Here is a 24,663-nt window from a genome sequence, read left to right on the forward strand (position 1 = left end):
TGCCCCGCCTTCGCGGGTAGGGCTCGGCCCGGAGGCCGAGGGTGCCGGCTCCCCCGAACCGGCACCGGTCTGGGGGCTACGCCTTCGCGAGGCGGTAGCGCAGCGACGCGAGCTCGGTGCGCAGAGCTGCGGGCACCCGGTCGCCGAACGTGTCGTAGAACTCCTCCGTGAGGTCGGCCTCGGCCTTCCACGCCTCGGGGTCGACCGAGAAGAGCTCGTCGAGGTCTTCCGCGGGGATGTCGAGCCCGTCGAGGTTGAGGTCCTCCACGCGCGGCAGGCGTCCGATGGGGCTGTCCACGGCCGGCACGTCGCCGGCCACCCGGCGGATGATCCAGTCGACGACACGGGAGTTGTCGCCGAATCCGGGCCAGAGGAACCGGCCGTCCGCCCCACGGCGGAACCAGTTCACCTGGAAGATGCGCGGTGCACGGTCGAACCGCAGGCCGCGGCCGACCTTGAGCCAGTGGCCGAAGTAGTCGGCCATGTTGTAGCCGCAGAACGGCAGCATCGCGAAGGGGTCGCGGCGCAGCTCGCCGACCGTGCCCTCGGCCGCCGCCGTGCGCTCGGAGGAGATGTTCGAGCCCAGGAACACGCCGTGGGTCCAGTCGGTGGCCTCGACGACGAGCGGCACGTTGCTCGCGCGGCGTCCGCCGAACAGGATGACGTCGAGCGGCACGGCCTCCTCCCAGTCCTCGGAGATCTGCGGGCACTGGGCCGCCGACACGGTGAAGCGCGAGTTGGGGTGCGCCGCGGGACGACCGGAGTCGGGCGTCCAGTCGTTGCCCTCCCAGTCGATCAGGTTCGCAGGCGCCTCGTCGGTCAGGCCCTCCCACCACACATCGCCGTCGGGACGGAGCGCGACGTTGGTGAAGATCGTGTTGCCCCACAGCGTCTCGACCGCGGTGACGTTGGTCGACTCACCCGTGCCGGGCGCGACGCCGAAGAAGCCGGCCTCCGGGTTGATCGCCCAGAGCCGTCCGTCCTCGCCGGGGCGGATCCAGGCGATGTCGTCGCCGAGGGTCTCGACCTTCCAGCCGGGGATCGTCGGGCGGAGCATCGCGAGATTCGTCTTGCCGCAGGCCGACGGGAACGCGGCGGCGACGTGGTACGCCTTGCCCTGCGGGTCGATCACGCGGATGAGGAGCATGTGCTCGGCGAGCCAGCCCTCGTCACGGGCGATCACCGACGCGATGCGCAGCGCGAAGCACTTCTTCGCGAGGATCGCATTGCCGCCGTAGCCCGATCCGTACGAGTACACCTCGAGCGTCTCCGGGAAGTGCACGATGTACTTGTCGTCGTTGCAGGGCCACTCGACGTCCGGCTCGCCCGACTCCAGCGGAGCGCCGACGGAGTGCACGGTCTTGACCCAGGGCGCGCCCTCGGCGATCTGGCGGGTGACCTCGTCGCCCACGCGAGTCATGATGCCGATCGACGCGACCGCGTAGGCGCTGTCGGTGATCTGCACGCCGATGTGCGACAGGGGGCCGCCGACGCGACCCATCGAGAACGGCACGACGTACATCGTGCGACCGCGCATCGAGCCCTCGAAGATCTCGTCCATCTTCGTGTGCATCTCGGCGGGGTCGGCCCAGTTGTTGGTGGGGCCGGCGTCGTCCTCGCGCTCCGAGGCGATGAAGGTGCGGGCCTCGGTACGGGCGACGTCGCTGGGGTGCGAGCGCGCCAGGTACGATCCGGGACGCCACTCGGGGTTCAGCTTGATGAGCTTGCCCTCGTCGACGAGTCCGCGCAGCAGCCAGTCGTTCTCAGCGCGCGAGCCGTCCACCCAGTGCACGGCGTCCGGCTGCGTGAGCGCGCGGATCTCTTCGACCCAGGCGGCGAGTTCCGCCATCGCAGGGGTGTCGTAGGAGGGGGCGGTGCCGAACGTGCGCGTCGGGGCGACAGGGGACGTGCGAGGGGTGAGGACTTCGGCCATGGCCATGACTGCTCCTTCGAAGTGTGGGGCGTTGCTTCCATCTTCTTCGCCCTCGGCGCGGACTTTCGGCCAAATCGAGCGATAAGAATCACGGTTCTTTCGATAGACTCAAACTATGGCGTCCTCCGGCATCCACCTCACGACCCTCGGCCACCGCATCCGGCACCGCCGTCTGGAGAAGTGCTACACGCTCGACGAGCTCGGAGCCGTCGTCGGGGTCGCCGGCTCCCAGCTCAGCCTCATCGAGAACGGCAAGCGCGAGCCCAAGCTCTCCCTCCTCCAGGCGATCGCGCAGGCCACCGGCACGGAGGTGACCGACCTCATCTCCGGCGAGCCGCCGAACCGACGCGCGGCCCTGGAGATCGAGCTGGAGCGGGCGCAGGAGAGTCCGGTCTTCCGTCAACTCGGGGTCTCGCCCGTCCGGGTCACGAAGGGCATGAGCGACGAGACCATCGAGTCCATCCTCGGGCTGCACCGCGAGCTGCAGCGCCGCGAGCGCGAGGCCATCGCGACCCCTGAGGAGGCCCGTCGCGCCAACACGGAGCTGCGCCTGCGGATGCGCGCGCAGAACAACTACCTCCCGGACATCGAGAAGCTCGCGGAGAAGCAGCTCAAGGCGGCCGGCCATTCGCAGGGCGCCCTGACCCACCGCACCGTGAGCATCATGGCTGAGAAGCTCGGCTTCGAGCTCATCTACGTCAACGATCTGCCGCACTCGACGCGCTCGGTCACCGACCTCGAGAACGGCCGCATCTACCTGCCCCCGGCATCCATCCCCGGCGGACACGGCCTGCGGTCCATGGCACTGCAGGCGATGGCGCACCGCCTGCTCGGGCACACGCCGCCGACCGACTACGCCGACTTCCTGCAGCAGCGCCTGGAGATCAACTACTTCGCGGCGTGCTGCCTGATGCCGGAGACCGCCGCGGTCGCCTTCCTGCAGCAGGCGAAGAAGGACCGCAACCTCGCGGTGGAGGACTTCCGCGACGGGTTCGGCGTGACGCACGAGGCCGCCGGCATGCGCATGACCAACCTGCTCACGCAGCACCTCGGCATGTCGCTGCACTTCCTGCGCGTCGACTCGACCGGAGCCATCACGCGCGTCTACGAGAACGACGACCTGCCGCTGCCGATGGACGTGACGGGAGCCGTGGAGGGACAGCGGGTGTGCCGGAAGTTCCAGGCCCGTTCCGCCTTCACGGAGCAGAACCGCACCGTCGAGCACCACCAGTACACGGACACCCCGTCCGGCACGTTCTGGTGCTCCACGCAGACCGGGTCGTCGAGCGAGGGCGAGTTCTCCGTCACGGTCGGCGTGCCGTTCGACGACGCCCGGTGGTGGCGGGGTCGCGAGACGAACGACAGGGCCGTGTCGACCTGCCCCGACGAGGCGTGCTGCCGTCGCCCGTCGGCCGAGCTCACTGAGCGCTGGAAGGGTCGGGCGTGGCCGAGCGCCCGCGTGCACACCCACATGTTCTCGCCGCTCCCCCGCGGCATGTTCCCCGGCGTGGACGACAACGAGGTCTACAACTTCCTCGGTCGCCACGCCAGCGAGTGACGTCGACCCACCCCCTTGCGTCCACCCCGGCCCGTTACGCGCGGCCGTAAGGGGCCGGGACGCGCGGAAGGGGGTGGGTCGACGCGAGGTCAGGCGAGGAACGCGGCGAAGCGGGCGAGTGCGGTGGCGACGGCGGCGGGATCCTCGGGTGCAGTGAAGAACTCCGGAGGGGTGGTGTGGGCGGCGGCGGCGTGCGTCCAGCAGCCGATCACGCGGCCGTGCTCCACGACGGTCGCCCGGACCATCCCGTTCTTCCCCGGTCCGACGGCGGCGAGGTACTCGGGGTCACAGACGACGGTGCGGTCGGCGTAGGAGATGTAGTACTCGTCGAAGGCTCCGAGGGCGAACACGGCCGGACGGCCTGCCGCGCGCCGGGGCGGGGTGCGGCCGACGAAGACCCCGTCGTCGGCCTCGGTCACCCGTGTCGCCGCGCGCTCCGCCGCCTCCCTGGACCGCCCGAGCGTCAGCCCCGACCACCACGCGAAGTCCGCGACCCCGGCGGGCCCGTGTCCCTCGACGTAGCGGACGAACAGCTCGGCCAGCGGGTCCTCCGGGTGGGCGTGGTCGCGGATGTGGTCCGCCGCGAGCACGAACCGCTGCTCCCGCGTGATGCCCTCCCGCGGCACGACCGGCCCCTGCACGAGCACGCCGGAGACCGTCAGCGCGAACAGCAGATGGATGCCGCGCTGGCCCGAGGGGTCGATGCCCATGCCCTCGAGCACCGGGAAGATCTCGCCCCTGGTGAGGCCGCCGTCACGGAGCCGCGGCGTGAGCTCCCGGACCACCGTGTCGATCATGTCGTCGTCGATGCCGAGCTGCCGCTGCCGGGAGGCCGCCTGCTGCAGCTGTCGTGCGGCCGTGACCTCCAGCACCCAGCCGAGGTCGCGCGCGGGGATCGTGTGCAGCGTCCCCCGCATGGTCCAGGCCCGGACGAGGTCCCCACGGTCGAACGCGGCGTCGACGTCACGAAGCCGTACGTCGCCCTTCGTCCGCAGGGCCAGCGCCCACCGTCCGGCCGTGAAGTCCTGGCTCTGCACCGCGAGCAGCCGCGCCGCCGCCCCCGCCACGTCCCGCTCCGGCGCCGTGAGCCCTTGGAACCGCAGCCGCTCCTCCCGCCATCGTGAGGTCTTCATGCCCCTCATCATGCCGCGACCCACCCCCTTTCGCGTGCCCCGGCCCGTTGCGTTCGCACGCAGGGGGCCGGGTCGAGCGGAAGGGGGTGGGTCGACGGGAGGGGTCAGAGGGTAACTTCGCGGCGGGCGGGGAGCACGACCGGGTGCGACCCCGCCATGGTCTCCAGCACCCGGATCACCTGGCAGGAGTAGCCGAACTCGTTGTCGTACCAGACGTAGAGGATGAGGGTGTCCTCGTCGGCGATCGTGGCCAGGCCGTCGACGATGCCCGCGCGGTGCGAGCCGACGAAGTCCGTGGAGACCACCTCCGGGCTCTCCACGTAGTCGATCTGCTGCCGGAGCTTCGAGTGCAGCGAGACCCGGCGCAGGTAGTCGTTGACCTGGTCCTTGGTGGCGGGGCGCTCCAGTGTGAGGTGCAGCACCGCGAGCGAGACGTCCGGCGTGGGGACGCGGATCGCGCTGCCCGTGAGCTTGCCCTCGAGTTGCGGCAGAGCCTTGGCCACGGCCTTCGCCGCCCCGGTCTCGGTGATGACCATGTTCAGCACGGCGGAGCGACCGCGGCGGTCGCCCTTGTGGAAGTTGTCGATGAGGTTCTGGTCGTTCGTGAACGAGTGCACGGTCTCGACGTGACCCTTCACGACGCCGTAGGCCTCGTCGATCGCGGCGAGCACCGGGGTGATGGCGTTGGTCGTGCACGACGCCGCGGAGACGATGCGGTCTTCCTCGGTGATCGTGTCGTCGTTGATGCCCTGCACGATGTTCTTCAGCGGGCCCTTGCCGGGGGCGGTCAGCAGCACGCGGGCGACGCCCTTCGCGCGGAGGTGCTGGGAGAGTCCGGCCTCGTCACGCCAGCGGCCGGTGTTGTCGACGACGATCGCGTCGTCGATGCCGTAGGCCGTGTAGTCGACGGCCGCCGGGTCGTCGGAGTAGATGACCTGGATGCGCGTGCCGTTGGCGATGATCTGCTCGGCGTCCGCGTCCACCGTGACCGAGCCCGCGAAGCGGCCGTGCACCGAGTCGCGCAGCAGCAGCGACGCGCGCTTGACGAGGTCGTTCTCGGAGCCGCGGCGCACGACGATGGCGCGGAGCCGGAGCCCGCTCCCGCCGCCGGTGTGCGCGATGAGGATGCGGGCCAGCAGGCGGCCGATGCGCCCGAAGCCGTAGAGCACGACGTCGGTCGGCGGTGCCGGGACCGCGCCGACGGCCGGGGCCAGGGTCTCGGCCAAATACTCCCCGAGCGGGCGGCCGCTCTCCGCGTACCCTTCCACGAGGCGGGCCACGTCGATCGACGAGGCGCCGGGGGCCAGGGCGTGGATGCCCTCGAGCACCGCCAGGCTGTCCTCGACGTCGAGGCGCTCGTGTCCGAGCTGGGCCACGCGCTCGTGCACCTCGACGATGCCGGTGGCCGAGAGGCCGAGCAGGCGATGACCGTGCAACGAGGTGACCACGTCGCGCTCGCGCTTGAGAGCCCCGATGAGCGGGATCATCCGCTCCGCCAGCTCTTCGCTCGCCGTCCATTCGTCGCGGTGTGCCGCGGAATCGTTCATCTGCGTCCTTGCATGTGTGAGCGCGCGCCGAGGTCGCCGGCGCGCACGAGGTTGCCGGGGTGTTCGGGGGATGACTCCAGGGTACAAGCCGCGGAACCACGCGCCGAATCGGGCAGCGCAGACGCCCGTGCGCGAGAGTTTTACGTCTACACTGGTGGAATAATGAGCAGCGCACTCCTCGGCGACGACGCCGACCTCCTTCTCCGCGGCGGCCGCATCCACACCGTCGACGCCACCGATTCCGTCGCCACCGCGATCGCCGTCCGCGACGGGGTGATCGTCGCCACTGACGCCGCCGCCGAAGCCCTCCCGGCCCGCGAGATCGTGCAGCTGGACGGTCGCACCGCGATCCCCGGCCTCAACGACGCCCACCTCCACGCCGCCTGGCTGGGCGCGCGCTGGCCGCACCTCTTCTTCTCCGACACCCCGCCCGAGGAGCAGCCCACCGGCCGCCTCGTGGCCACGGCCGACGAACGACACGCGGCCCTGCGCCGGGCCTGGGCACTGCTCGCGGAGTTCGGCATCACCAGCTACACGGAGCCGGGCATCGGCCCCGGGGAGGACGACGGCGAGACCGGCTGCTTCGGCACCGACATGCTCGACGCGTACGTGGAGCTGCACCGGGAGGGCGCGCAGACCTCGCGCGTCACGCTGCTGCGCCTGTTCGGGACGATCGACGGCGAGAGCTCCCTGGAGGACTTCGCCGCCGGACTCCCGGTGCCGCCCCCGTCGACCGACCCCCGCTGGCTCGCGATCCCCGGCGTGAAGATCTTCGCCGACGGCATCCCGCCGATGGCCACCGCCTGGACGTCGGCCCCCTACCCGGACGGGACGACCGGGCATCTGCTCACGCGCGGCGATGCCGATCCGCTCAGCGCCTTCCAGCGGATGATCGCGCTGGCCGCGAGTCGCGGTCTCCAGATCGCGGTGCACGCCACCGGCGACCGCTCGATCGAGGAGTTCCTCGCGGCACTGGAACGGCACGGCCAGACACCCCCGCCGCCGGCACCTCACCACATCGTGCACGGCGACCTCGCGACCCCCGCGCAGATCCGCCGTGCGGAGCGCCTCGGCGTCGGCTTCGCCGTGCAGCCCCTCATCGCCGCGCACACGCACTCCTGGGCGGCCGTGCAGCTCGGCGAGGCCCGCGTCGCCGCGGCGTGGCCGCTGGCCGAGATGCTCTCCTCCGGGGCGCTGACCACCGTGACCAGCGACGCCCCGATCGCCACGCCGGACTGGCGCCCCAGCCTCGATGCCTCCCTCGCCCTCCTCGCCGCCGACGGCCGGGCGGACGACGCCGCGACCCGGCGCCGGCTGCTGCGCACGATGACGGCCGACGCCGCGATCCAGGACGGCGCCGCGAGCTGGAAGGGCACCCTCGAGCCCGGCAAGGTCGCCGACATCACGGTGCTCGATGAGGATCCGTGCACCCCGGGTCGCCCGTTCGCCGATCTTCGGGTCGAGCGCACCATCGTCAACGGCCGCACGGTGTTCGCGCGCGACTGACCACCCGAGCCACGAAAACGGCGGGCGGCATGTTCACGCATGCCGCCCGCCCCTGATCCCCCTCGGACCAGTCTCGAACCGCGGTCGTCAGACCGCGGTGGCCAGGAGCACGCGCGGGCTCCCCGGCAGGGCGACGGTGTCGCGCACCGCCCAGCCGGCGTCCGTCAGCCAGCCACGGACCTGCGACTCCGGGTACACGACGGTGCCGTCGATCACGAGGTACTCCCCCGCGTGCAGGGCGTCCAGCGCGCGCTGCTCGTCGTCGTCGTCGAGGAAGAAGTCGAGCACGGTCAGCGTCGCCCCCTCGACCGCTGCGGCACGGAGCCGGCGGAAGATCTGCGCGTTCTCCTCCGCGGAGAAGCGGTGGATGACGTGGTTGGCGAACACCGCGTCGTAGGCACCCTCGGGGGCCGCAGTCGCCGTGTCCCCCACCTCGACGGCAGCCCGGTCGGCGACGCCCGCCGCCTCGACCGCCTCGGCCACGCCGTCCTCGAATCCCGGGGCGTAGACGAACGTCGTATGCAGCTCGGGGTTGCGCGCCATGACGGCGAGGGCGAACTCGGCGGACAGACCACCGAAGTCGAGGGCCTTCGTCGCGCCGGCGAGCTCGACGAGCCGGCCAAACTCCTGCGCGTGCAGGCGGTTGTACGTCATGACGCCGGCCATGAACGTGCCCCACCGCGCGTCGTCCATCTGCAGATCGCCGGGCTCGGTCGTGTCGACCGTGTGCGCGAACTGCAGCCAGTGCGGGTAGCTGATCTCGTCGAGGAACGTGAGGAACGGAGCGAGGTCGATGACCGCGCCCTCCCCCGTGAGGTAGGCGGAGGCGTCCGGAGCCAGGGCGTAGCGCCCCTCCGTCCGGACGAGGAGACCCTTCGCGGCGAGGGCGTCGGCGAGCAGCCGGGCGATCCGCTCGCTCACCCCGCAGCGCTCGGCGATCGCCGCGGCCGTGTCGGCGCCCGCGGCGACGGCGGCGAACAGCCCGATGCGGCTGGCCTGGAAGAGCTGCTTCGCGGCCATGTAGCCGGTGGCGATGTCGAGGATGCGGGCGGCGTCGGGGGTGGGGGTGTCGGTCATGGCGGATGCCTTTCGGTATGTCTACGAACGTGGGAAATAAAGGACAGGAGGACGCCGGGCGTCGGACCGGCGGGTCAGTCCGCGAGGAACCCGCGTACGGCGTCGCGGAACGCGGCGGTGTGCAGTGCCGCGAGGTGATCGCCGGGGACGCGCCGCACCCGGACGTCCGGCAGCCGCGCGGCGAGCTCGTCGATGCCCGCGGCCATCGGGTCGTCCTCGCCACCCAGGAGCAGCACCGGCATCGTCGGCGCTCCGGCTTCGGGCGCGAACGGCTCGGTCGCGAGCCCCTCGATGAGGTCGAGCAGATCGTCCGGGCGGTTGCCGGGCAGGCTCACCATGTGCACGATCATCCCGGTCAGCGGATCGACGGGAGACGGTCCACCGGCGATGGCGGCTCGCGCGGCGGAGAGGCCGACGAGCGCGAAGGGCTCCCCCGCGCTGAGGCCGCCGAGCACGAGACGCCGCACCGCGACACCCGGGTGCCGGGCGAGGTCCCAGGCGAGCCGGGCCCCGAGCGAGTAGCCGACGAGGTCGACCTCGTCCGGGCCGATCGCTGCGGCGAGCGCGTCGAGCACCGCGGCGGTCGGCACGACTCCGAGCCCGGGGGCGTCGCCGTGCGCCGGCAGATCGAGGACCCGGCGCGGCCGATCGCCGAGCACCGCCGTCCACTCACTGTCCGGCCAGTCCTGCGTGCCGCGCGAGGCGAGGCCGTGCAGGAACACCACGGGTCGTTCCGGGGGAAGGGTCATGACGGGCCGTCCTCTCGGGACCGGCCCCTCGCCCTCAGCGCAGCCGCGCGAGGAACCGGTCGATGTAGTTCTCGTAGTCGGCGATGCGGTCGCCGTCCGGGTACATGAGGTTGATGACCGTCGCACCGACCGCCGCGGAGATGTACTCGTCCGCCAGCGGGCCGTAGTCCTGATCGCGGATCGACCCCTCGTCGCGGGCCGCCTCCATGCGCGCGATGAGCGAGGCTCGCCAGGAGCCCAGGTGTCCGCGGTAGAGCTCGGCCAGCGACTCGTTCGCCATCGCGTACTCCCACAGCGCCAGGAGCACCCGGCCCGCGGCGATCTGCTCCGGGTCGCGCGGCACGGTGGCCTGCAGGAAGCCGCGCAGCGCGTCGTCCGCCGCCACCGGTTCCTGCCCGGCGGCCTCCACGCCCTCGGACATCTGCTGCAGGATCGTCTCGAACGTCGCCGCGACGATGCTCTCCTTCCCGGGGAAGTAGTGCTTCAGCGCACCGTTCGCGAAGCCCGCCTCCGCGGCGATGCTGCGCATGGTCGCCGCCTCGAACCCACCCTTCAGGATGATGCTCTTGGCCACCTCGACGATGTCCCGTCGCCGCTGGTCGTGGTCGATGATCTTCGGCATGGCGTCCTTCCGGCCGAGTCCGGGGTGTGGCGAGTTCCGGCCTGGAGCTACCGTACCGCCGCATCGGGCACCTCCCGCAGAGCGAGCCACTGCGCCCGGCGTTCCCGCTGGGACGCTGGGTCGGCGACGGGCGAGGCCAGCCGCAGCCGTTCGGCGTACGGGTGGCGTGGCGCGCGGGTGACCTGCTCCCCGTCACCGATCTCCACGATCTCGCCCCGGTACATCACCGCGACCCGGTGGCAGACCCGCCGGACGACGCCGAGGTCGTGCGACACGAACAGGTAGGCCACACCGGTGTCGCGCTGCAGCTCGATGAAGAGGTCGAGGATGGTGGCCTGCGTGGTGAGATCGAGCGCGCTGACCGGCTCGTCGCACACGATCAGCCGCGGACCGCGGACCAGGGCGCGGGCGATCGCGATGCGCTGCCGCTGCCCGCCGGAGAACTCGCTCGGGTACCGGTCCATGCTCGTGGCGGGCAGGCGCACGCGGTCGAGCATGTCGCGCACGCGCGCGTCGGCCGCCTTCGCCCCGATGCCCGTCGTCAGCAACGGCTCGGCGAGGATGTCGCCGATGGTCAGTGCCGGATTGAGGGAGCCGTACGGGTCCTGGAACACGACCTGCACGTCGTCGGCGAGCGCCCGTCGGGCCCGGCCGCCGAGGCGGCCGATGTCCCGGCCGTCGAAGCGGATGCGCCCCGCCGTCACCGGGGCGAGGCCGAGGATGGCCTTGCCGAGGGTCGATTTGCCCGATCCGGACTCGCCGACGAGGCCGAGGCACTCACCGGGGGCGATGTCGAGGGAGACGCCGTGCAGCGCGCGGAAGGCGTGCCGACCCCGGCCGTACTCGACCACGAGGTCGTCCACCTGCAGCAGGGGGTTCACCGGAGCGGTGTTCATGCGGGGACCTCCGTCCGCCGGCCGTCGAGCGCGGCGCGGCCCTCGGCTTCGTCGAGCGACGCGGCGATGAGCTCGCGCGTGTACTCCTGGGTGGGCGCGGCGAAGAGGTCGTCCACGGGCCCCGACTCCACGATGTCGCCGCCGCGCATGACGATCACGCGGTCGCAGATGTCGGCGACGACGCCGAAGTTGTGCGTCACGATGAGCAGCGCCATGCCGTACTCGGCCTGCAGCTCCCGCAGCAGTTCGAGGACCTCGGCCTGCACGGTGACGTCGAGGGCGGTGGTGGGCTCGTCGGCGACGAGGAGCGACGGCCGACCGGCGATCGCGCCGGCGATGAGCACGCGCTGCGCCATGCCGCCGGACACCTGATGCGGGTAGCTGCGCATCACGCGATCGGGGTCGGACAGCCCGACCCGCAGGAGCACCTCCCGCGCGCGCTGCCGGGCGGCGGCCTTCCCCAGCCCGTGCGTCCGGCGCAGCGGCTCGATGAGCTGGTGCCCGATCGTGTACGACGGGTCGAGATTGCTCATCGGCTCCTGCGGCACATAGCCGATGGTGCGCCCGAGCAGGGCCTGGCGCTCCTTCGGCGTCGCGTGGGTGACCTCCGCGCCGCCGACCCAGATCGCGTCGGCGGTCGCCCGGCCGGTCGCGGGGAGCAGGTCGAGCACCGAGAACACGGTCTGCGACTTGCCCGACCCGGACTCGCCGACGATCCCGACGACCTCCCCTGGCGCGACGTCGAGGGTCACTCCGTGCACGACCTCGGTCTCCCCTGTCGGTGTCGCGTGCACGACGTGCAGGTTCTCGACGCGGAGGGCCGACGCCGGAGCCTCATGACGCACGCTGCCCGTGGCGGGAGCCGCGGCGACCTCGTCCGCGGTCTCGAGCACACCGCGCCGCCGCCGTCGGGCCGCCCGCGGCGTGCGCACCTGCACGAGCTCGGCGAGCGTGGAGCCCATGATCGCGAGGACCGCGATCGTGAGACCGAGCGCGGCGGAGGGCCACAGCAGCATGAGCGGGTACGTGAGCATGAGCCGGAAGCCCTCGAGCATCATCGCGCCCCAGCTCGGCACGTTCGAGTCGCCGATGCCGAGGAACTGGAGCCCCGCCTGCATGCCCATGGCGATGCCCGCCGTGAGCGCGGTCTGGATGATGACCGGCGGGTAGACGGCCGTGATGACGTGGCGGAAGATGATGCGCGCGTCCGACAGCCCCGACACGCGGGCGGCATCGATGTACGCCTCGCCGCGGACGGCGAGCGTCTGCGACCGCGCGATGCGGAAGTAGCCCGGCACCATGAAGACGCCGACGGTGACCATCAGCAGCTCGAAGTTGTTGCGACTGCCGGCGGCGACCACGAGGAGGATGATCATCCCGGGGATCGACTGGAGGGCGTCGCTGATCCAGGTCGCGACCCGGTCGAAGACGCCGCCGAAGTACCCGGCCGCGACACCCGACGGGACGCCGATGACGAGCGCCGTGACGATCGTGATGAGCGCACCCCACAGCGTCGTCCTCGTCCCGTAGATGAGGCGGCTGAGGATGTCGCGCCCGGTGGAGTCGCCGCCGAGGAGGTGCTCCGGCGAGGGCGGGGCCTTCGCGGCTGCGAGGTCGACGAGGTTCGGGTCCATCGGCGCCAGCAGCGGCGCGAACACCCCGACGAGCACGATGAGCACGAAGATCGCGAGCGGAATGTAGCCGCCGGGGTGACGGAGGAAGCGTCGGAACAGGCTCGACCGGCGCTTCTGGGCGGCCCGGTCGAAGGCGACGCGGATGTCAGTCGTGGTCATGCGACGCGCACCTTCGGGTTGATCCAGCCGAGGACGAGGTCGAGCAGGAGGTTGATGAGGACGACGAAGACGATGGAGACCACCGTGATCCCGAGCAGCATGGGGATGTCGCCGTTCTGCGACGACTGGTTCGTGAGCTGCCCCAGACCGGGGAGGCTGAAGATCTGCTCCACCACGATCGCCCCGGAGAGCAGGCCCACGAACATCAGGGCGATCACCGTGAGCGCGGCGGGCGAGGCGTTGCGGAGGATGTGCAGGTTCACCCGGGCGGCGGACAGGCCGCGACTGCGGAGGGTGCGCACCCAGTCCTGGCGGCTCTGGGCGATCACGGCATTGCGCAGCTGCTCCGAGACGGCGACGATGCCGCCCAGGGCGAGGGAGATCGCCGGCAGCGTGATCGAGCGCAGCCACCCGTCGACGGACTGTGTCGGCGGGACGTACCCCACGGCCGGGAACCACTTGAGCTGCACGGCCAGCCACATGACGAGGACCAGGCTCACCCAGAACCCGGGGAGCGCGAAGAGGACGACGGAGATCCCCTTGATGATCCGGTCGAACCAGGTGCCGGGGCGGAGTCCGGTGATCATGCCGAACGCGACGCCGATGACCGCGGTGATGAGGGTCGCGAGGGTCACCACGGAGAGCGTGACGGGGACCTTGACCGCGAGCTGCGCGCCGACCGGCTGGAAGTTGCGCCACGAGACGCCGAAGTCGAGCAGCACGGCGTGGGAGAACCAGTCCCAGAACTGCACGATCAGGGGGCGGTCGAGACCGATCTTCGCCGCCAGCGCCTCCTGCTGCGCAGGACTCGCCGTGGTCCCGAGGAGCGAGGCGGTCGGGTCGCTGATCGCGAGGTGGGCGAGGAAGAACGTGCCGATCGAGACCGCGACGAGCAGGAGGATGCCGGACAGCACCCGCTTCGCCGTGAAGAGGAGCATGGGGGCCTCTCGAGGGTGAGGAGGAGGGGAAGGGGTGCCGGGGCGGCCGCATGGCGACCGCCCCGGCGGGCGTTCAGCCCTGCGTGATGTACCGCAGCGTCGGGAACATCATCCCCACGACGGGCTGCAGCTGGATGCCGGGCGCCGTGTAGTAGATGTTGTTCGCCTGGTACCAGACCGACCACCAGGCCTGGTCGACGAGGGCCTCGTTGAGCTCCTTGATGGCGGCGGTCTGCGCGTCGCCGCGCTCCGTCTGCACCTTCTCGACGAGCGGGGCGATGACCTCGTTCTTCGCGTAGTCGGGCTCCGGGTTGAACCACTGCACGCTCGTCAGCTGGCGAGAGACGGTGGCCACGTCGTTGCCGTCCATCGCGAGGAAGGAGATGAACATCGGGTAGTTCGGTGCGTTGAGCTGGTAGTCCGGCATCTGCATGTTGTCCCAGGTGACGGTGATGCCGAGCTCGTTGAGGGCCTGCTCGGCCGACGGTTTCCACATCTCGAAGATCGGGGACATCGGCATCGAGATGTCGAAGCCGTCCGGGTAGCCGGCGTCGGCCAGGAGCTCCTTCGCCTTGTCCATGTTGAACGCGTAGGCGTCGTTGAGCTCGGGGTCGTTGATGTCGCCGCCGTCCGGGAAGACCTGGTTGGTGGCCACGCCCGCACCGCTGCCGACCGCCGCGAGGACGGCCGCACCGTCGAACGCGTAGTTCAGCGCCTGGCGTACCTCGAGCTTGCCGAGGGGCTCGCTCTTCGCGCCGGTGTGGTCGGTGATGACGAGGCCCGCCCACCCGGAGACCCGCTGGGCCGTGTTCCAGCCCTGCTGCTCGGCCTGGTCGAGGTTGGCCACGTCGCCGTACTGCACGTTGATCTGCCCGCTGAGCATCGCGTTGTGGCGGGCGGTCGCGTCGGTGATCGGGTAGATCGAGAGCTCGGCGAACGGATATGTCTTCGCGTCCCAGTGGTCCTCGGTCTTGGTGAAGTGGTACTCGGCGCCCGCGACGCTGGTGTCGCTGTCGAGCACATAGGGGCCGGAGCCGACCGGATCGCTGCCGAGCGTGCCCGCCTCGATGGAGGCCGGGGGCATGACGTAGCTGCGGCCGAGGCCCATCAGGTAGAGGATCGTGTCGTCGCGCTGCGTGAGGGCGATGCGGACGGTGTCGTCGTCGACCTTCTCGAACCCCTCCGCGTTGACGTAGGCCTCACCGGACCGGGCGCCGGCCTTGAGGTACTCGAGGCTCGCGACGACGGCGTCGGCGTCGACCGGGGTGCCGTCGCTGAACACGGCGTCGGTGCGGATGTCGAGGTCGATGCTGAGGTCGTCGTCGGCCACGGTCCACTTCGTCGCGAGCGACGGGATCGGGGTGCCGTCGCTGTCGAGGGCGATGAGGGCGTCGTACACCGCGGACAGGTAGGGGCCGTCGAAGCCGATGTCGGCGAGGGACGGGTCCCACGAGGTGACGTCGAGGAAGTTGCCGATGTTGAGGGTGTTGGGGCCTTCGGCGCCACCGCCCTCGGACGGCGAGGGCGTTCCGCCGCCGCTGCAGCCGGCGAGCGCGAGGGTCGCGGCGACGGCGGCGGCGACCGCGAGGGGCATTCGTTTCATGGTTCCTTCTCTCGGGTGCAGGGGGTGGTGAAGAAGGTTCGAAGAGCCGCTGACCGGAGACCGGGACCGACGCCACTTCGATGTGTCGTGCTGGTTAGTCTACATGCGTGGAAAAAGAGCGCAAGCGTGTTTCCGACCCCAGCCGCGCGGACCGATGCCTCAGCGCGCACGCGCCTTGCTCCCCCGCGCACACCCCGCCTCGCGGGTGCCGGTTCCGGTGCGGGTGCCGGTGCCGGTGCCGGCGCCGGTGCCGGTGCCGGGATCACTTCCGCACCTCTCCCCTCCCCACAGGGCCCGTTTCTGATCCCGCCACTGCGCCCACCCCGCCAGCCGGATCAGAAACGCCCCTCCGCGTCGCCTTCCAGGCACCCTTTTCATCCCGCACCGGAGCAAGTGACGGCGCGGACGTACTATGCCGCCGCCCCCGAGGGACACCACACCCACCCTCCCGGGATCAAGAACGCTCCTCCCACGCGGGCAGGACGAGCACTTCTGATCCGGCGCATGCGCGGGAGCACTTCCGATCCCACACTGAGGCGAGGAGCACTTCTGATCCGGGGCGCCGAAGAGCGGTTCGCTTGCCCACGAGCGGCGGGCCCGGCGACTGACATACCGCCGCCGCCAGAAGCCGGATCAGAACCGGCCGCACGCCCTCCCCACGCGGCGGGGTTTCGAATCGGCGCGCAGAGAGTCACGCCGCGCGGGATCAGAAATGTGCGCGCGGGGCGCGCGCGAGGTGCGGAAGTGATCCCGCGCGGCGAGTGGGACGCGGGGGCCGCGCGAGGCGGGATCAGGAACGTGCCTGCGGGGCGTGTGAGAGGTGCGGAAGTGATCCCGGACGGCCGGGAGGGGGGGAGGCGGGGGGGGGAGGCGGGGCGTGGGGGGTACGGGGTCACCAGGTGCCGTCGGGGCGGACGGCGTGGTCGACGCGGCAGTCGGCGAGGGCGACGCGGACCTCGGCTCCGTGGTCGCGGGCGAGGGCGAGGGCGGCGTGGTTCTCCTCGAGCTGCGCGACGCGGGAGGCACCGAAGAGCACGGTGGCCGTCGCGGGGTTCGCCAGACAGAAGGCGATGCCGAGGGCGGCCGGGGTGACCCCGAACTCCCCCGCGACCCGTGCGACCTCGGGGTACACGGCGAGGATCCGCTCGCGGATACCTCCGACATCGGCACCGATCTTGCGCTGAGGCATCCGTCCGGTGGCGAGGATTCCGCCCTCGAACACGTCCGAGGCCTGCAGCGCGAGGGTTCCGTCGGCGAACAGCGGGCCGTACGCGTCACCCTCCGCCATGGCCCGTCGGGCGATGCCGTACTTGAGCTGCGCGAACGAGGGGCCGATCAGCCCCTGAGTGTCCGCCTCGGCCAGCGCCGCCCTGGTGTCCGCGATCCGCCAGTTGTTGATCCCCCACGAGTCGACCAGGCCGTCCGCGAGGAGAGCGTTCACGTCGGCGACGAGCCGCGGCATGTCCGGGGCGTCGAGGTAGTCCCCCACCACGAGGGTGTCGAAGCGGTCGAGGCCCGCCCGCTCGAGCGACTCCTCGATCTGCCCACGGAAGCCCTGATTCGGCCAGTCCCACAGCCAGAGCTTGCCGCACAGCACGACCGCGGCACGGTCCACCCCGCTCGCCTGGAAGGCCTCTCCGAAGAGGATGTCGGTCCGGGAGTTCTCGGCGTGCGGCCCCATGTTGTAGTACGCCACGTCGAAGAATCCGGCATCGAGCTCGACCGCCCGGTGGATCAGCTGCACGGCGTCGTCGAACTCCATGCGATCCCAGGTGTTCCACGATCCGAGGGCGAGCGGCGGCACCGTCGCCCCTCCCGGAGACAGCGGCTTGCGGGGGGATGTCGCATCGGGCATGGGGGCTCCTTCGCCGGCTCTGGGCACGGGGTTGTGTTTTTCTATGTTTGTAGAATATAACGGACTCATCCCGTCAGAACACCCGTCAGTGAGGACGAACATGACCGCTTCCCCCCGTGGCATCCTGGTCACCGGAGGCGCGTCCGGACTCGGCCGCGGGATCGCCACCGCCTTCCGCGCAGCGGGCGACGAGGTGTTCATCGGCGACGTGGACGACGTCGCCGCCGCAGCCGTCGCCGCCGAGATCGGCGCCACCGCCCTCCCCCTCGACATCGGCGACGAAGCGTCGGTGCAGGCGGCAGCCGAACGGATCCGCGAGGCCGGCGGACTCGACGTCCTCGTCAACAACGCCGGTGTCGTCGCCGGCGGGGGAACACTCCAGGAGGTCGCGGTCGACGCGGTCGATGCGGCCCTGCGCGTCAACGTCCGCGGCACGTTCCTCATGCTGCGGGTCTTCGGCAGGCTGTTCGCCGCGGCCGGCCACGGGACCATCGTCAACATCTCCTCGATCGGCGCCCGGCAGCCCACACCCGGCCTCGGGCACTACGAGGCCACGAAGGCCGCGGTCGACGCGCTCACCCGGACGGCGGCCATCGAACTCGCCGACTCCGGGGTGCGGGTCAACGCCGTCGCCCCCGGCCCCGTGCTCACGCCCCTGACCGCCGACTTCGCCTCCAACCCGGACGCCCGCGCCGCGTGGGAGTCGCGCATCCCGCTCGGCACCATCGCCGAGGTCGACCAGGTCACCCCGCTCGTGCTGTTCCTCGCGAGCGAGGCCGCCAGCCACATCACCGGGGTCTCGGTCCCCGTCGACGGCGGCCAGCTCCTCGTCTGACCCCGTCCCCCTCCGTGCAGGATCGATTCCGCCCCTCCCGGGCTCCGCGGAGGACCGTCTTCGATCCCGCCACCCGCCCCGCGACTGGAGAACCATGACCCTCCCCACCACCACCCGCGCCGCGGTGCTCGCCGCGCACGGCGAGCCGCTCACCCTGCAGGACCTCCCGCTGCCCGCCGAGATCGAACCCGGCGCCGCCCTCGTCCGCATCGCCTGCACCACGCTGTGCGGCACGGACATCGAGATCTGGGAGGGGAAGATGTCGTTCCCCGGAATGCTGCCCATGGTCCTCGGTCACGAGATGGTCGGCGAGATCGTGGCCACCGGACCCGACACCCGCGACGCGCTCGGCCGCCCGCTCTCCCCCGGCGACCGGATCGGCTGGTCGGAGTCCACCTGCGGCGAGTGCCACGGCTGCGTCGTGCTGCGGGAACCGGTCGCCTGCTCCCGCCGCGGCTACGGCTTCCTCCAGCGCGCCGACGTACCGCCGTTCGCGACGGCCGGGCTCTCCGAGTACGCGTACGTCACCCCGGGTGCCGCCAAGCTCCTGCTCCCGGCGGCGGTGAAGGACACCTGGGCCTCCATGGCGGGCTGCGCCGCGAAGACCGTCCTCCGCGCGTTCGAGCGGGCCGGCCGCATCCGCCCCGGCTCCCGCGTGGTGGTGCAGGGCTCCGGCGCCCTCGGCATCTTCGCCACGGCAGTCGCGAAGATCGCGGGTGCCGGGCAGGTCATCACCGTCGGCGCTCCCGCGGCCCGTCTGGAGCTCGCCGCCCGCTTCGGCGCCGACGCCGTCGTCGACTTCCGCGACGGGCCCGTCGTCGACCAGGTCCTGGCGCTCACCGGAGGCCAGGGAGCGGACCACGTGTTCGACTTCGCGGGCGCACCGAGCGTCGGACCGGACGCCGTCGGCATGGCCGCCCAGCGCGGCACCGTCGCGATCGTCGGCTCGACCGGCCCCGCCGGAGACGGCTTCGCCCTCAGCACGATCATGGGCAAGGAGCTCACGGTGGTCGGCTCACTCAACGGCGACATCTCCGACTACGCCCGCGCGATCGACTTCTTCACGGCGTTCGCCGACCGCTTCTCCTGGGACGACCTGTTCAGCGCCCCGGTCGGGCTCGCCGACGCCTCCGCGAAGATCGCCCACATGCACCACCTCGATGAGGTCAAGGCCGTCATCGACCCGAGCCTTTGAGGAGCATCATGACCACTCCCCTCCCCGTGCGCGAGATCGGCCGCAGCGGCCTGCACGCCTCGCTGTTCTCCCTCGGCTCGTGGCATACCTACGACCGCATGGACTTCGCCGACGCGGTCGCACTCCTCCGCGAGGCCACCGACCGCGGCGTGAACCTCTTCGACGTGGGCGTGTACTCCGCACCCGGCGCCCCGCCCGTCTTCACCGACGTGATCTTCTCGGCGATGGTGCGCGCGGCGGGGTTGCGCCGGGAGGAGTGGCTGCTGTCGTCGAAGCTCTGGCTGGAGGCCTTCGGCGCCGACGGCTTCCGCCCGCAGCTCGAGAACGCCCTGATGCGGGTGGGCACCGAGCACGCCGACCTCGTGATCCTCGGCGACCTGCGCCGCGACGACCTCGACCTGCGCGACCTCGTGCTCGACCTCGCCGCCCTCGCCGACGCCGGCCTCATCCGCGCGTGGGGCGTGAACAACTGGTCGGCGGGGAGCATCCAGGCCCTGATCGACCTCGCCGCCGCGGAAGGCGTGCCCGGCCCGCAGATCGCGCAGCTCAAGTACAGCGTCTCGCGGCGGTCGATCCCGGACGGCGAGCCCTTCGCACGCCTCTGGGAGCAGGGCCTCACACTGCAGGCCTCGGACTGCCTGGAGGGCGGGATCCTCGCCGGGACGGTGAACGGCGGCCGGCAGATCGGGCGCGACCCCGGCGGCATCCGCGAGCGGATCGTCGCCGACGTCCCCGCGTTCACCGCGGTCGCGGAGGACCTCGGCGTGACCCCGGCCCAGCTCGGCATCGCCTTCACCCTCACCCACCCCGCCCTGACGACGACCCTGTTCGGCGCCTCCCGCGTCACGCAGCTGCGGGCGAACCTCGACGCGGCCGCCCTCGTCGACCGCGTCGGCGCCGCCGAGCTGCGCCGTCTCGTCGAGCCCTTCTGGGCCGACCGCGGGGTCGTCGACCCCGAAGGCCCCTGACGCCGTCCCACCCGAGGAGAACCATGATCATCCCCGTCCCCTTCGATCCCGACGTGCAGGCCGTGCTCGACGAGATCGCGAAGAACCCGCAGCCCGCGCTCACCCGCGAGACCCTGCCGCGCGACGGCGTCGACCGGATGTTCCCGGACAACGACACCGTGATCGCCGGCCGGGACATCACCTGGGAGGACCGTGTCATCCCCGGCCCGCCCGGAGCCCCGGACGTCGAGGTCACGATCTTCCGCCCCGCGGGTTCCGAGACCTCGACGCTCCCGGGCTTCGTGAACATCCACGGCGGCGGCATGATCGTCGGCCACCGCTCGTGGGAGACGGCGCGGGTCGTCGACATCGTCGCGGAGCACGGCGTCGTGGCCGTGAACGTCGAGTACCGCCTCGCGCCGGAGGACCCGTACCCCGCGGGGGTAGAGGACTGCTACGCGGCCTTCGTGTGGACGCACGCCCACGCCGCGGAGTTCGGCATCGACCCCGCGCGCATCGTCGTGGGCGGCGGCAGCGCGGGCGGCGGCCTCACCGCGGCCGTCGCCCTGCTGGCGCGCGATCGGCGGGGCCCCGTCATGGCCGGGCAGCTGCTGCTGTGCCCCATGATCGACAACACCAACACCACGATCTCCAGTCGGCAGTACGACGGCATCGGCACCTGGCAGCGCGACATGAACCTCCTCGCCTGGTCGTGCGTCCTCGGCGAGGACCTCGCGTTCAGCACCGAGGCCCCGGCCTACGCCGCGCCGAGCCGCGCGACGGACGTCTCCGGCCTCCCTCCTGCCTACATCGAGGTCGGCGAGGCGGAGATGTTCCGCGACGAGGACACCATGTACGCCCTCCGGATCTGGGAGACCGGCGGACAGGCCGAGCTGCACGTCTGGGGCGGCGGCGCCCACGGCTTCGACATGTACATGCCGGAAGCCGAGATCACCCGCGCCGCCCTCGCCGCGCGCGCCTCCTGGCTGCGACGGATCTGGCGGGCCGCCGCATGAGCGCGCCCGAACCGGTGCCCTACGACCCGGAGCTCGTCGCCGGACTCGACGCCTTCGTCGACCTCGTGGAGGTCATCCCGCTGCGCGCCGACACGATCCACGCCAACCGCGACCACTTCGCGACGATCATCCCGCCGATGGCCGTGCAGGCCGAGGGTCGCGCCGTGACCTGGGAGGACCGGGTCATCCCCGGCCCCGTCGGGGCTCCGGACCTCGAGATCACCGTCGTGCGCCCGGCGCAGGCGCCCACGGACCCGGCACCGGCGGTGCTGTCGATCCACGGCGGCGGCATGGTGCTCGGCACGCGCTTCTTCGGCACCGCCGAGCTCATCGACCTCGCCGAGCGGCACGGCGTCGTCGGCGTCGCGGTCGAGTACCGCCTCGCCCCCGAGCACCCCGGACCGGCGCAGGCGGAGGACTGCTACGCGGCGCTGGAGTGGATGGTCGCCCACGCCGACGAGCTCGGCATCGATACCTCCCGCATCATCGCCTCCGGGCAGAGCGCCGGGGGCGGGCTCTCGGCGGCGGTCGCGCTGCTCTCCCGCAACCGCGGCGGGCCCCGGCTGGCCGGGCAGCTCCTCGGCTGCCCGATGCTCGACGATCGCAACGAGACCCCGTCGAGCCATCAGTACGACGGCTTCGGCGCCTGGGACCGGAACAACAACGACACCGCGTGGGACGCGATCGCCGGAGCCGACCGGTTCACCGACCGCGTGTCGCCGTACACGGCACCGGCCCGGGCCACGGATCTGTCGGGACTCGCTCCGGCGTTCATCGAGGTGGGCGCCGCGGAGACCTTCCGCGATGAGGCCGCCGCCTACGCCTCGCGGATCTGGGCCACGGGCGGGCAGGCCGAACTGCACGTCTGGGCGGGCGGCTACCACGGCTTCTCCGGGTTCTCCCCCGATGCCGAGGTCTCCCGGGCCGCAGTGGCCGCGCGGGAGAGCTGGCTGCGCCGCGTGCTGCGCCTGGGCGGATGAGCCTCCCGGCGCGCGGTGGGCCCGCGCGGATGGGCACTCTGCGGGCGATGCTGGTGCTCGGCATGCTGGAGGCCTTCGGTCCGCTGTCGATGGACCTCTACCTGCCGCAGCTCCCCCAGCTCGCGGCCTCGCTCGGCACGACCGAGGCCCTGGCGCAGGTGACCATGTCGGCGTGCATGATCGGCCTCGGCCTGGGGCAGCTCGTCGCCGGCCCTCTCAGCGACCGGCTGGGCAGGCGGCTGCCGCTGCTGATCGGCGTAGCGGCGTTCGCGGTGCTCTCCGCGGTCTGCGCGGTCGCTCCGACCATCGAGCTGCTGCTCGTCGCCCGCTTCCTGCAGGGGCTGGCGGGATCAGCGGGCATCGTGATCTGCCTGGCGATCGCCCGCGACCAGTTCGAGGGGGTCGAGCTCTCCCGCATGCTCTCGCTGCTGTTCCTCGTCTCGGGCACCGCGCCGATCATCGCGCCGGTGGTGGGCGGCCAGCTCGCCCGCATCATGGACTGGCGCGGGATCTTCGGGGTGCTGGCCGGGATCGGCGTCATCCTGCTGCTCGTGGTCGTCTTCCTCCTGCCGGAGACGCTGCGACCGGAGGCGCGCCACGGCGGAGGGCTCCGCGCGCTGCGGGCGCACGCCGGCGCCGTGCTGGGCGACCGGCTCTTCGCCGCGGTCCTGTGCGCCTCCGCCGGTGCGGGCGTGGCGTTCTTCACCTATCTCTCGATGTCGTCGTTCGTGCTGCAGGACGAGTTCGGCCTCAGCCCGCAGAGCTTCAGTCTCGCCTTCGCCGCCGGCGCCCTCGCGAGCATCGTCGGCAGCCAGTCGAGCCGCCTGGTCGTGCGCCGGTTCGGCCCCCTCCGCGTCTACCTCGGCGGGGTCACGGCGACGCTCGTCGCGACCACGACCTTCCTCGTCCTGGCGCTCAGCGGGACGGGGGCGGCTGGCGTGGTGGCGGCACTCGTCGGATTCATGCTGTGTGCGGGCCTCGGCGGCCCGAACGGCCAGACACTCGCCCTCGCGCATCACGGCGCCAGGGCGGGGACAGCGTCCGCCCTGCTCGGCATGTCGTCGTTCCTGTTCGGCCCGGTGCTCGCCCCGGTCGCCGCCGGGATCGGGGGCACGAACGCCGTCACGATGGCGGTCACCATGACCCTGGCCGCCGCCGTCGCGGCGATCGCCGCCTGGGCCTTCGTCCGCCCCGCCGCGCGGGAGTGAGGTCGGGCGTCGCACCGCACGGTCAGCCCGCGATGCCCATCGCGACGACCCCGATCGCCATCGCCCAGGATTCCACCGCGAGCAGCCGGGCGGTGCGCCCCCGATGCCCCGTCGGACGCAAGGCCGCGGCGAGCGTCCACCCGACGACGGCGACCGTGCCGAGCACGAGGAGCGCGCCGAGCGCACCGCCGAGGCCATGCCCCGCGTGTCCCGCTGGCGTCACGCCCTGACCCCCCGCTCCGGCGGCACTGTGGAAGGCGCAGATCGCCATCACGAGCGCCCCGAGCGCGCGGTGGCAGCAGCCGGCCGCCGATGCCGCCCCGCGGACGCCCATCGTGCCGATCATGCCGGACACGAGCATCAGGGCACCGAGCAGCAGCGCACCCAGCGCTCCTGTGATCCCCGCCGCCACCAGCAGCATCCCCACCGCCATCACCACCGCGGCCTGGCGCCCCTGCCACGGCACAGCGCGCCGGGCAGCGAGGCAGGCGCCGGCCGACACGAGCGCCGCCGCCGCCATCAGCCACGATGCTGCCGGGAGCAGGAGGTCCACAGCCGAAGTATATTGATCGATTGCTCAAAAAAGCGAGACCCCGTCGCGATGCGACACAATGAGCACGTGCCCCGCATCGTCGACCATGATGAGCGTCGCCGTCAGATCGCCGACGCGCTGCTCGTCGTCGCCGCCAGGGACGGTCATGAGAGCGTGTCCTCGCGGGCGGTCGCGAAGGAGCTCGGCGTCGCGACCGGCTCCCTGTGGCACTACTTCGACGGCTTCGACGACGTCGTCCGCGCCGCGGCGGCCGAGGTCACCCGTCGCACCGACGAGCGCATCGCCGCCGCGACGGACGGGCTGCGCGGCCTCGCCCGCCTGCGGGCCCTGATGGGCGAGGTGCTCCCCGTCGACGAGCGCACCCGCACCGAGGCGCACGTGGTCGTCGGCTTCTGGGGACGCCTGGCCACTCTCGCACCGACTCCTGACGCCGGAGCGCCGACCCTCGCGACGTGGCAGGACAGCATCCGGGAGGCCCTGGACGAGGCGGCGACCGACGGGGAGCTGCGCCCCGACACCCCCACCGGCGACCTCCTCGCCCTCCTGCGCTCGATCACCTACGGCCAGCAGGTCGTCGAGGTCACCGAGCCGCAGACGCCGGCGGCGCACTTCGCGGTCCTCGACAGCATCCTCGCCCCCTGGCGACGCTGACCTCGACATCGCCCACACGCCACGGTTGTGCACCCGTGCACGCCGTCGTATCATCGTGCCAATCCGTT

The 24,663-nt window shown here is 71.8% G+C and carries 21 protein-coding genes; 9 read left to right on the top strand and 12 right to left on the bottom strand.

What is annotated here, in order from left to right:
* Positions 1–76 precede the first annotated feature (76 nt).
* Positions 77–1,849: a phosphoenolpyruvate carboxykinase (GTP) gene (locus KVS71_RS12370; RefSeq protein WP_254635750.1), complete on the bottom strand. Its 1,773-nt coding sequence runs from the start codon at positions 1,847–1,849 to the stop codon at positions 77–79.
* Between the two features lie 199 nt (positions 1,850–2,048).
* Here KVS71_RS12370 and KVS71_RS12375 point away from each other — a divergent pair, with 199 nt between their 5' ends.
* A complete protein-coding gene (locus tag KVS71_RS12375) occupies positions 2,049–3,491 on the top strand; it encodes an XRE family transcriptional regulator (protein ID WP_217584692.1) in 1,443 nt (480 codons plus the stop codon).
* Positions 3,492–3,580: 89 nt separating this feature from the next.
* Here the strand turns inward: KVS71_RS12375 and KVS71_RS12380 are convergent, their stop codons facing one another.
* Positions 3,581–4,624, bottom strand: a complete 1,044-nt coding sequence (locus tag KVS71_RS12380; protein WP_217584693.1) for a winged helix DNA-binding domain-containing protein — start codon at positions 4,622–4,624, stop codon at positions 3,581–3,583.
* A 104-nt stretch (positions 4,625–4,728) separates the two neighbouring features.
* On the bottom strand, positions 4,729–6,171 hold the full coding sequence (locus KVS71_RS12385) for a glyceraldehyde-3-phosphate dehydrogenase (protein ID WP_217584694.1): 1,443 nt from the start codon (positions 6,169–6,171) through the stop codon (positions 4,729–4,731).
* Positions 6,172–6,333: 162 nt separating this feature from the next.
* Between KVS71_RS12385 and KVS71_RS12390 the strand changes: the two genes are divergently transcribed.
* On the top strand, positions 6,334–7,677 hold the full coding sequence (locus KVS71_RS12390) for an amidohydrolase family protein (RefSeq protein WP_217584695.1): 1,344 nt from the start codon (positions 6,334–6,336) through the stop codon (positions 7,675–7,677).
* 87 nt (positions 7,678–7,764) lie between these two features.
* Here KVS71_RS12390 and KVS71_RS12395 read toward each other — a convergent pair whose 3' ends face one another.
* From KVS71_RS12395 to KVS71_RS12430, 8 genes are all read right to left on the bottom strand, one after another.
* A complete protein-coding gene (locus KVS71_RS12395) occupies positions 7,765–8,754 on the bottom strand; it encodes a methyltransferase dimerization domain-containing protein (RefSeq protein ID WP_217584696.1) in 990 nt (329 codons plus the stop codon).
* 74 nt (positions 8,755–8,828) lie between these two features.
* Positions 8,829–9,503: an alpha/beta fold hydrolase gene (locus KVS71_RS12400; RefSeq protein ID WP_217584697.1), complete on the bottom strand. Its 675-nt coding sequence runs from the start codon at positions 9,501–9,503 to the stop codon at positions 8,829–8,831.
* A 34-nt stretch (positions 9,504–9,537) separates the two neighbouring features.
* Positions 9,538–10,125 (bottom strand): TetR/AcrR family transcriptional regulator, encoded by a 588-nt coding sequence (locus KVS71_RS12405; RefSeq protein ID WP_025103887.1) that lies wholly within the window; start codon positions 10,123–10,125, stop codon positions 9,538–9,540.
* Positions 10,126–10,172: 47 nt separating this feature from the next.
* Positions 10,173–11,021 (bottom strand): ATP-binding cassette domain-containing protein, encoded by an 849-nt coding sequence (locus KVS71_RS12410; protein WP_060922412.1) that lies wholly within the window; start codon positions 11,019–11,021, stop codon positions 10,173–10,175.
* Entirely contained in the window at positions 11,018–12,814 is a 1,797-nt protein-coding gene (locus KVS71_RS12415; protein ID WP_105949440.1) for a dipeptide/oligopeptide/nickel ABC transporter permease/ATP-binding protein, read from the bottom strand. Before KVS71_RS12415 ends, KVS71_RS12410 begins: the two co-directional genes overlap by 4 nt.
* Positions 12,811–13,752 carry an ABC transporter permease gene (locus KVS71_RS12420; RefSeq protein WP_060922410.1) on the bottom strand — a complete coding sequence of 314 codons (942 nt, stop codon included), beginning with the start codon at positions 13,750–13,752 and terminating at the stop codon, positions 12,811–12,813. The genes KVS71_RS12415 and KVS71_RS12420 overlap by 4 nt, the downstream gene beginning before the upstream one ends.
* Before the next feature lie 73 nt (positions 13,753–13,825).
* On the bottom strand, positions 13,826–15,355 hold the full coding sequence (locus KVS71_RS12425; RefSeq protein ID WP_254635726.1) for an ABC transporter substrate-binding protein: 1,530 nt from the start codon (positions 15,353–15,355) through the stop codon (positions 13,826–13,828).
* Positions 15,356–16,247: 892 nt separating this feature from the next.
* The gene (locus KVS71_RS12430; RefSeq protein ID WP_105949439.1) at positions 16,248–17,210 is read right to left on the bottom strand and encodes an aldo/keto reductase; all 963 of its coding nucleotides are present in this window, start codon (positions 17,208–17,210) and stop codon (positions 16,248–16,250) included.
* A gap of 100 nt (positions 17,211–17,310) precedes the next feature.
* On the opposite strand from KVS71_RS12430, the gene KVS71_RS12435 reads away from it, so the two are divergent.
* The 6 genes from KVS71_RS12435 (at position 17,311) to KVS71_RS12460 (ending at position 23,391) form a co-directional block, all read left to right on the top strand.
* Entirely contained in the window at positions 17,311–18,045 is a 735-nt protein-coding gene (locus KVS71_RS12435; protein ID WP_217584698.1) for an SDR family oxidoreductase, read from the top strand.
* 94 nt (positions 18,046–18,139) lie between these two features.
* Positions 18,140–19,240: a zinc-binding dehydrogenase gene (locus KVS71_RS12440; RefSeq protein WP_217584699.1), complete on the top strand. Its 1,101-nt coding sequence runs from the start codon at positions 18,140–18,142 to the stop codon at positions 19,238–19,240.
* Positions 19,241–19,248: 8 nt separating this feature from the next.
* Positions 19,249–20,208 (top strand): aldo/keto reductase, encoded by a 960-nt coding sequence (locus tag KVS71_RS12445; RefSeq protein ID WP_217584700.1) that lies wholly within the window; start codon positions 19,249–19,251, stop codon positions 20,206–20,208.
* Between the two features lie 23 nt (positions 20,209–20,231).
* Positions 20,232–21,203, top strand: coding sequence for an alpha/beta hydrolase (locus tag KVS71_RS12450; RefSeq protein ID WP_217584701.1), 972 nt, complete (start codon positions 20,232–20,234; stop codon positions 21,201–21,203).
* The gene (locus KVS71_RS12455; RefSeq protein WP_217584702.1) at positions 21,200–22,183 is read left to right on the top strand and encodes an alpha/beta hydrolase; all 984 of its coding nucleotides are present in this window, start codon (positions 21,200–21,202) and stop codon (positions 22,181–22,183) included. The genes KVS71_RS12450 and KVS71_RS12455 overlap by 4 nt, the downstream gene beginning before the upstream one ends.
* On the top strand, positions 22,180–23,391 hold the full coding sequence (locus tag KVS71_RS12460; RefSeq protein WP_254635727.1) for a multidrug effflux MFS transporter: 1,212 nt from the start codon (positions 22,180–22,182) through the stop codon (positions 23,389–23,391). Before KVS71_RS12455 ends, KVS71_RS12460 begins: the two co-directional genes overlap by 4 nt.
* A gap of 22 nt (positions 23,392–23,413) precedes the next feature.
* Here the strand turns inward: KVS71_RS12460 and KVS71_RS12465 are convergent, their stop codons facing one another.
* Positions 23,414–23,944 (bottom strand): hypothetical protein, encoded by a 531-nt coding sequence (locus KVS71_RS12465; protein ID WP_217584703.1) that lies wholly within the window; start codon positions 23,942–23,944, stop codon positions 23,414–23,416.
* A gap of 66 nt (positions 23,945–24,010) precedes the next feature.
* Here KVS71_RS12465 and KVS71_RS12470 point away from each other — a divergent pair, with 66 nt between their 5' ends.
* Positions 24,011–24,595, top strand: a complete 585-nt coding sequence (locus KVS71_RS12470; RefSeq protein ID WP_105950761.1) for a TetR/AcrR family transcriptional regulator — start codon at positions 24,011–24,013, stop codon at positions 24,593–24,595.
* Positions 24,596–24,663 lie beyond the last annotated feature (68 nt).

Origin of the sequence: Microbacterium sp. GbtcB4, assembly GCF_019091465.1 — a bacterium.
Lineage (GTDB): Bacteria > Actinomycetota > Actinomycetes > Actinomycetales > Microbacteriaceae > Microbacterium > Microbacterium paraoxydans.